Source organism: Corynebacterium lipophiloflavum DSM 44291, from assembly GCF_000159635.1.
Taxonomy (GTDB): Bacteria; Actinomycetota; Actinomycetes; order Mycobacteriales; family Mycobacteriaceae; genus Corynebacterium; species Corynebacterium lipophiloflavum.
In genome coordinates this window covers 1-235 of record NZ_GG667251.1, presented here as the reverse complement: position 1 = coordinate 235, position 235 = coordinate 1, and the positions used below count along the sequence as shown (strand labels likewise).

Genomic DNA, 235 nt, shown 5'->3' with positions numbered 1-235 from the left:
GCGGAGCAGCATGATGATTGGATCCAGCAGAAGCGGTACATGTCGTTGACGAGCTTGGAGCAGACCAGGGTGATGATGACTGCGAACATCATCGAGTCGGACGGTATTACTTCTGAGATCATCCGGAAGGATGTGGCATGAGCCAGGGTCAGAATTTAGCTCGTGATGGTCCGTGAGGTCGTTACGCTGCTTGTTTTATCGAAAGGGCAGATACACCACTCCCGCGGACTTGACC

The 235-nt window shown here is 53.2% G+C and carries 1 pseudogene; it reads left to right on the top strand.

The features are described 5' to 3' along the window. Positions 1 to 141: pseudogene (locus HMPREF0298_RS12340) on the top strand (IS256 family transposase); the annotation flags it as partial. Between the last annotated feature and the right edge of the window lie 94 nt (positions 142 to 235).